5 protein-coding genes are annotated in these 6240 nt (G+C 60.2%); all 5 read left to right on the top strand.

The window, feature by feature from the left end; genetic code table 11:
* Positions 1–542: 542 nt before the first annotated feature.
* The 5 genes from atzF to ACK543_RS05665 are packed head-to-tail and all read left to right on the top strand — an operon-like array spanning position 543 to position 5704.
* Positions 543–2261: an allophanate hydrolase gene (atzF, locus tag ACK543_RS05685; protein ID WP_409941883.1), complete on the top strand. Its 1719-nt coding sequence runs from the start codon at positions 543–545 to the stop codon at positions 2259–2261.
* 56 nt (positions 2262–2317) lie between these two features.
* The gene (locus ACK543_RS05680; RefSeq protein WP_409941882.1) at positions 2318–3304 is read left to right on the top strand and encodes an ABC transporter substrate-binding protein; all 987 of its coding nucleotides are present in this window, start codon (positions 2318–2320) and stop codon (positions 3302–3304) included.
* 3 nt (positions 3305–3307) lie between these two features.
* Positions 3308–4177: an ABC transporter permease gene (locus ACK543_RS05675; protein ID WP_409941881.1), complete on the top strand. Its 870-nt coding sequence runs from the start codon at positions 3308–3310 to the stop codon at positions 4175–4177.
* Positions 4174–4995 carry an ABC transporter ATP-binding protein gene (locus ACK543_RS05670; RefSeq protein WP_409941880.1) on the top strand — a complete coding sequence of 274 codons (822 nt, stop codon included), beginning with the start codon at positions 4174–4176 and terminating at the stop codon, positions 4993–4995. The genes ACK543_RS05675 and ACK543_RS05670 overlap by 4 nt, the downstream gene beginning before the upstream one ends.
* A gap of 10 nt (positions 4996–5005) precedes the next feature.
* Positions 5006–5704 carry a GntR family transcriptional regulator gene (locus ACK543_RS05665; protein WP_409941879.1) on the top strand — a complete coding sequence of 233 codons (699 nt, stop codon included), beginning with the start codon at positions 5006–5008 and terminating at the stop codon, positions 5702–5704.
* The last annotated feature ends 536 nt before the right edge of the window (positions 5705–6240 follow it).

Here is a 6240-nt window from a genome sequence, read left to right as displayed (position 1 = left end):
GGGGCCGGTGTGCCTGGTTACCACGCCATAGCCTTTTGCAGCACATCAAAGCCCTGGCCAGAGCACTTGGCAGCCCAAAATCAACAGAAAAACTCGCTTCGCTCCGCCTTCGACCAATTGCCGTGAAATATTCGGGTTAGCAGCAACGCCCCGCTGCACCGAGCGCTCACCGCCCAGTGCAGCGAGCACGACGCCCTCAGAGCACCCAGGAAACGGCCCGATCATCGGATCCGGTGCACGGAGCCTTGGCAACGCAGGGCATGGGGCCTGCTTCGCAGTGTGCTTTGTTGCACGCACCCGATTTCCACGGCGGCCGAAGGTTGTCGCGCGCTACCTCACTTCGTTGCTCGGCAGTGACGACAACGCGGCGACCTGATTTGGGCCAAGGGCGGCACCACGAGTGCATCGCAAGCCCGCATCTTTGGGTTGTGAACAACGACATCCCACCACCCAAACCCTGGCCTCGCCCGACCTTGATCCAATCCGATCAGCTGGCACGACTTTCGCTAGTACATCCTTGTATACAAGCATGGATTTCCAAAGTGGTGCAAAAAACTTACGAAAATCCGGGGCAAGCCCCAGAAACGGGCGATCCCCGCAGCGCGTGGATCCTCAAGCCGTCCGAACCGGTGCACGGCCGCGCCGGTGGCGCCCTCCATGGACTGAGGTTTGCCGTCAAAGACAACATTGACGTGGCAGACCTGCCGACCACCGCCGCGTGTCCAGCGTTCGCTCGCACTGCCACATCGCACGCAAGCGTGGTGACGCGGCTACTCGATGCCGGCGCAACGCTGATCGGCAAGACCAATCTTGATCAGTTCGCCTGTGGGCTCAACGGAACCCGCTCACCCTACGGCGCGGTGCCCAACGCTTTCAACCCGCAATACGTCAGCGGTGGATCCAGTGCAGGCTCCGCCTACGTCGTCGCAAGTGGGCAGGTGGACTTCGCGCTGGGCACCGACACGGCAGGCTCTGGGCGCGTGCCTGCAGGCCTGAACAACATCGTCGGCCTCAAGCCCTCGCGAGGACTCATCAGCGCAGTGGGCGTCGTGCCGGCGGCCCAAAGCGTTGATACGGTGTCGATCTTCGCGCGCACGGTGCCCATGGCCTGGCGTGCGCTCGCACAGGCCATGGGTCACGATCCACTGGACCCATTTTCTCGTCGGCTGGGCCTTCGCCCTGCGCCATTTGGTGCACAGTTCCGATTCGGGATCCCGCAGCAACTTGACTTCTGCGATGACGAACTGGCTCGTTCAGCGTTTGATTCGGCGGTGCAGCGGATGCAAATGCTCGGCGGCATACCGGTGCACTTTGACTATGCGCCGTGTGCCCAGGCTGCGGCGCTGCTGTACGAAAGTGCCTTGCTCGGTGAGCGCTATGCAGCCGTCCGGGAGTTCTTCGACACGCACGAATCCGAGGTCATGGAGCCCGTGCGCAGCATCATCGCCAAAGGGCGAAGCTACGGTGCGGCGGATGTGTTCGACGCCCAGGTGCGACTGCGCGAGCTGGGGCAGCAGGTCGAGCCGCTTTGGGATCGCTTTGACGTCATGCTGGTGCCTACCGCACCGACGCACTACACCATCGCGCAGATGCGATCCAACCCGGTTGATCTCAACCGCAAGCTGGGCACGTACACCAATTTCGTCAACTTGCTGGACTACGCGGCGCTATCGGTACCGAGCAGCATGCGGCCCGACGGGCTGCCCTTCGGCATCACGCTCATCGCCCCCTGCGGCAGCGACTGGGCCCTGGCCGACCTTGGTCAGCGATATCACCAGGCAACGGGCCTGGCCATGGGCGCCACAGGAGCTCCTCTGACTCCGGCCGAGACGCTTGCGCCCCCGCCGATCGACGAGCGCGAGCCGCGCGTGACACTGGCTGTGGTCGGCGCTCATCTTTCCGGGATGCCGTTGAACTGGCAACTCAAGGAGCGCGGTGCACGGCTGTTGCGCGGCGCCGAAACCGCTCCCGAGTACCGTCTTTACGCACTGGCTGGCACGGTGCCACCCAAGCCCGGTCTGCTTCGCGTGCCGCCGGGTGAAGGTGCATCCATCGCCCTTGAGGTGTGGGACATGCCCACGTCGCACTATGGCTCGTTCGTCGCCCTCATTGGAGCGCCGCTGGGCATTGGAACAGTTCGCTTGTCGGATGGATCGCTGGTGCAGGGATTCCTATGCGAAAGCGAAGCGGCGCGCAATGCGCAGGACATCACCCACTACGGTGGTTGGCGCGCCTACACGCAGGACCGTCCTGGTACCTGATCCCCCCTGGCTACCCATTCGATTCCCAACCTGACTATCAACCCTCGGAGATGATCATGAGCAAACTCACCCAACGTCGCACACTGATAAAAGCCGCTGGCGCGGCACTCGTCATGGCGGGTGCCCCAGCCTCTGTGTTTGCACAGACCAACCCAAAAATCCGTGTCGGCTTCTGGCCTGTGGCATCGGCCATCCCGTTTTTCGCAGCCATTGAAAAGGGCTACTTCAAGGAGGCTGGGCTGGACGTGGAGCCTCTCAAACTCGCCAGCCCGCAGCAGATTGCTGAGGCCATGATTGCTGGACGCGCCGAAGGAAGCTCCAATGGCACCGGCTCGGCCGCTCTGGGCATTGCGGAAATTGCCCAGCCAGGCGTGCTCAAGATCTTCTGCACCAACCCCACCAACCAGAAGTTTGTACTAGACCAGTTCATTGTTGGCAAAGACAGCCCGATCAAGGCCATCAGCGAGCTTTCTGGCAAGAAGGTCGCGTGCGGTCCGGGCGTGCAAAACGTGGTGCTGGCCCGCACGGTACTTGAGCGAGCTGGCGCGAAAAACTTCACGGTCGTCGAGTTGCCAATTGGCCAACACATCGCAGCCATCGTGGCCAACCAGGTCGATGCCTGCTACACACTCGAACCGACTGGCACGATTGGTCGACTCAACGGTACGACGCGCAATCTGGAAGTCGGCGTGATCGCCACGTATGTGCTTGGCGACCCCATGGCGCCGTGGCACGGCGGCTCGGCCAGCTTGACCACCGAATTCCTCAACAAGTATCCCGAGGTATCCCGCCGCTACATCGCGGCCTACAAGAGAGGCGTGGACCTTGTCAAAACCAATCCGTCAGAAGCGCGCCCTTTCCTCAAAGGCTACACCGCGATCGAGGGCGCACTGACCAACGAGGTCCCGATGGCCGATTACATGATGTCCACGGAATTCAAGTCGTCGGATATCGGCCACTTTCAAAAGTTCTTTGACCTCTTTACCGAGCGCGGTGTTTTCAACCGCAAGGTTGACGTCGCCGGCATGCTCTACCGAGGTTGATTCATGCTGCAACAACCCACCACACAACTGCGCCCGAAAGGCGCCGAGGCTGCACCGTCTAACGCGGTTGAGTCTTGGCGCAATCGAGGCTCCGATGAACCGTCTCGTCCAGGCAAGCCGATCAACTGGGGCCGCCTGTTGCCCCTGGCAGGACCGATCGCATTGGTCATCCTCTGGGATCTGGTGGTCAGAGTCGGCTGGATCAAGCCCATCCTGCTACCCACGCCGGTGGACACGATCCTCACGCTGATCAACGGCATGGCCGGGTCGCTGCTGCTGCCGCATTTTCTGGTGACGCTTGAGCGAACGCTGATGGCCTTCGGCATTGCCACGGCGATCGGCATGCCGCTGGGCATTGCGCTGGGCAGCAACGAGCGAGCCTACCGCAGCGTCGAGTTTCTGATTGACTTTTTCCGATCCACGCCGGCGTCGGCGCTCATTCCGCTATTCCTTTTGATCTTTGGCATCAGCAACGTCAACAAGGTGGCCATTGCAGCATTTGGCGCTTTTCTGATCGTCATTTTCAACTGCGCTTACGGAGTGATCAATGCACGAAAGCAGCGGGTAGCCGCTGCGAAAGTGATGGGTGCCAGCCGTTGGCAGATCTTCAAGGATGTGCTTTTTTGGGAGAGCCTGCAGCCTTCCTTCGTCGGACTGCGCTCCGCCGTGTCGATGGCTCTGGTCATCGTGGTGGTTGCCGAGATGTTCATCGGCTCTGAAAACGGACTGGGCCACAAGATCATCGACGCCCAGCAGGTGATGAATGTGCGGGTGATGTACGCCGCAATCATGGCTGCGGGCATTCTCGGATATGCCCTCAACATCGCCTTTTTAGCGCTCGAAAAGCGTATTGTTCACTGGAGTGGAAGATGACGGAAGTTCTCAACGGTCCGGTGTATGCAGAGACGCCCAAGCCTGCGTTCCGACCAGGTCCGGCTGGCACGCACATCACCATCCGCGGTTTGACCAAGTACTTTGCGGGGTGGCCCCTGTATGAGAACTTCGATCTCGACATTCCCAAGGCGCAGATCGTTTCGATTTTCGGACCCAACGGTTGCGGCAAGTCCACGTTGATCAACATGATCGCTGGCCTGGTACCGATAGACGCTGGTGAAATCCTGTTCGACGGCAAGTCGCTCAAGGACACCAAGATCGGCTATGTGTTCCAAAACTACCGCGAGGCTCTGTTTCCATGGATGCGGACCATCGACAACATCGCCTATCCCCTCAAGCTGGAGGGTAAGAGCAAGGCAGAGGTCGACCGCCGCATGGAGGAACTGGTCGCATCTTTCGATGTCAAGTTCGACCTCAATCGCTATCCCTATGAGCTGTCGGGCGGGCAGCAACAGACTGCATCCATCATGCGGGCGCTGGCGCCAAAGCCGGAGGTGTTGTTCCTGGATGAACCTTTCTCAGCCCTGGACTTTGAGATGACGCTGTTCATCCGGGAAAAACTGCAGGAGGTCTTCATGCAAACCGGCACCACCATGATGCTGGTCTCGCACGATCTGGAGGAAGCGGTCTATCTGGCCGACCGGGTGCTGCTGCTGACCAAGCGGCCCACGTCGATCGCCGAGATCCTGCAGTACGATGACCCCCGTCCACGGACCGTAGCTACTTTGACCGAGCCGAGCTTTGTGGCAACCAAAAAACGCAGTCTCGAAGTTTTCCAACGCGAAGTCCGGCGCTGACCATTCACCCATGTTGACCACCCCACGCATCAGCCTGGCTGACGAGGTTTACCAGACACTGAAAGTGGACCTGGCGGAGTTCGTGCTCGTACCCGGAGACCGCTTCACCGAAAACGAGATCTCCGAGCGCTTGCAGGTGTCGCGCACTCCGGTGCGCCAGGCGCTGATGCGATTGCAGGCTGAAGGGCATGTGGAAGTGATGTTCCGAAGCGGATGGCGGGTACTGCCGTTTGACTTCGTTCGTTTCGATCAGCTCTACGACCTGCGGATCTTGCTTGAAACCACCGCAGTTCGACGCATCTGCGAGGACTATGCCCTGGTCGATCGCGGTCAGCTTGACGCGCTGGCAAATCATTGGCTGGTTCCCGTCGCCGCGCGCAGTACCGACGCAGCCAAAGTGGCCGAAGCCGACGAGGCTTTCCACTGCGCGCTTGTCAGTGCGGCCGGCAATGCGGAGATGGCTCGGGTGCACCGGGACGTGACCGAACGCATCCGCATCATCCGGCGCCTGGATTTCACCAAACGGCCCCGCATAGACCTGACCTATGAAGAGCATGGCAAGATCCTGCGAGCCCTCCAGTCCAAACGCGCAGAACAGGCCATATTGCTGCTGACAGCCCACATCCAGACCAGCCAGGCCGAAGTGCGCAAGATCACCCTCCATCAGGTGCATGAGGCACGCCGCGCAAATCAATTGAGTCGCGGATGAGGCGATGCGGCCAACGGCCTGTAAAAGGATGATTGAACCTAAAAACGGCAGTTGACCGCTTGTCATCCTGCCGCACACCGCGTGGACTCGGGCCTTGGGTTGTTTTTGCAGCCTCACCTTTGGGGTGACAGCGCTATGCACTTGCCAGCACCGCTTTTTGGAGCGCCATGCGGTGTTGCTCCTCCTTGCAGGCATGAGCCTGGGTAGGCCGTCCCACCACTGCAAAAACTCCCTATTTCGAGCTTAGCCCGGATATTTCACCGTCCTCCGTAAAAACGATGACGGCATGGCCCTTTGAGTGCGCGTTTATCGAGGTGTAGAAACTTGATGAACGAGCGAGCCACCCAAGTTCGACAGTTCACGCACGCAAGTGCTTGATTCGATTGAATTCGCGTTTCAAAGCGCAGACTACAAATGCGGGTTCTGGATGGCGCCAGGGGTTGGCACGGCAAGCTTCAGTGCGCACAGCAGCGACTTTTGTACGGCGTTGATCTGCGTCAGTCCACTGATCTTTCGACCGTCCTGGGCTTGGGCCG

The sequence above is a fragment of the Acidovorax sp. genome (assembly GCF_046341535.1).
Lineage (GTDB): Bacteria > Pseudomonadota > Gammaproteobacteria > Burkholderiales > Burkholderiaceae_C > Acidovorax.
Note: the sequence above shows the minus strand (reverse complement) of the source record. Positions and strands in the feature narration are given on the sequence as shown.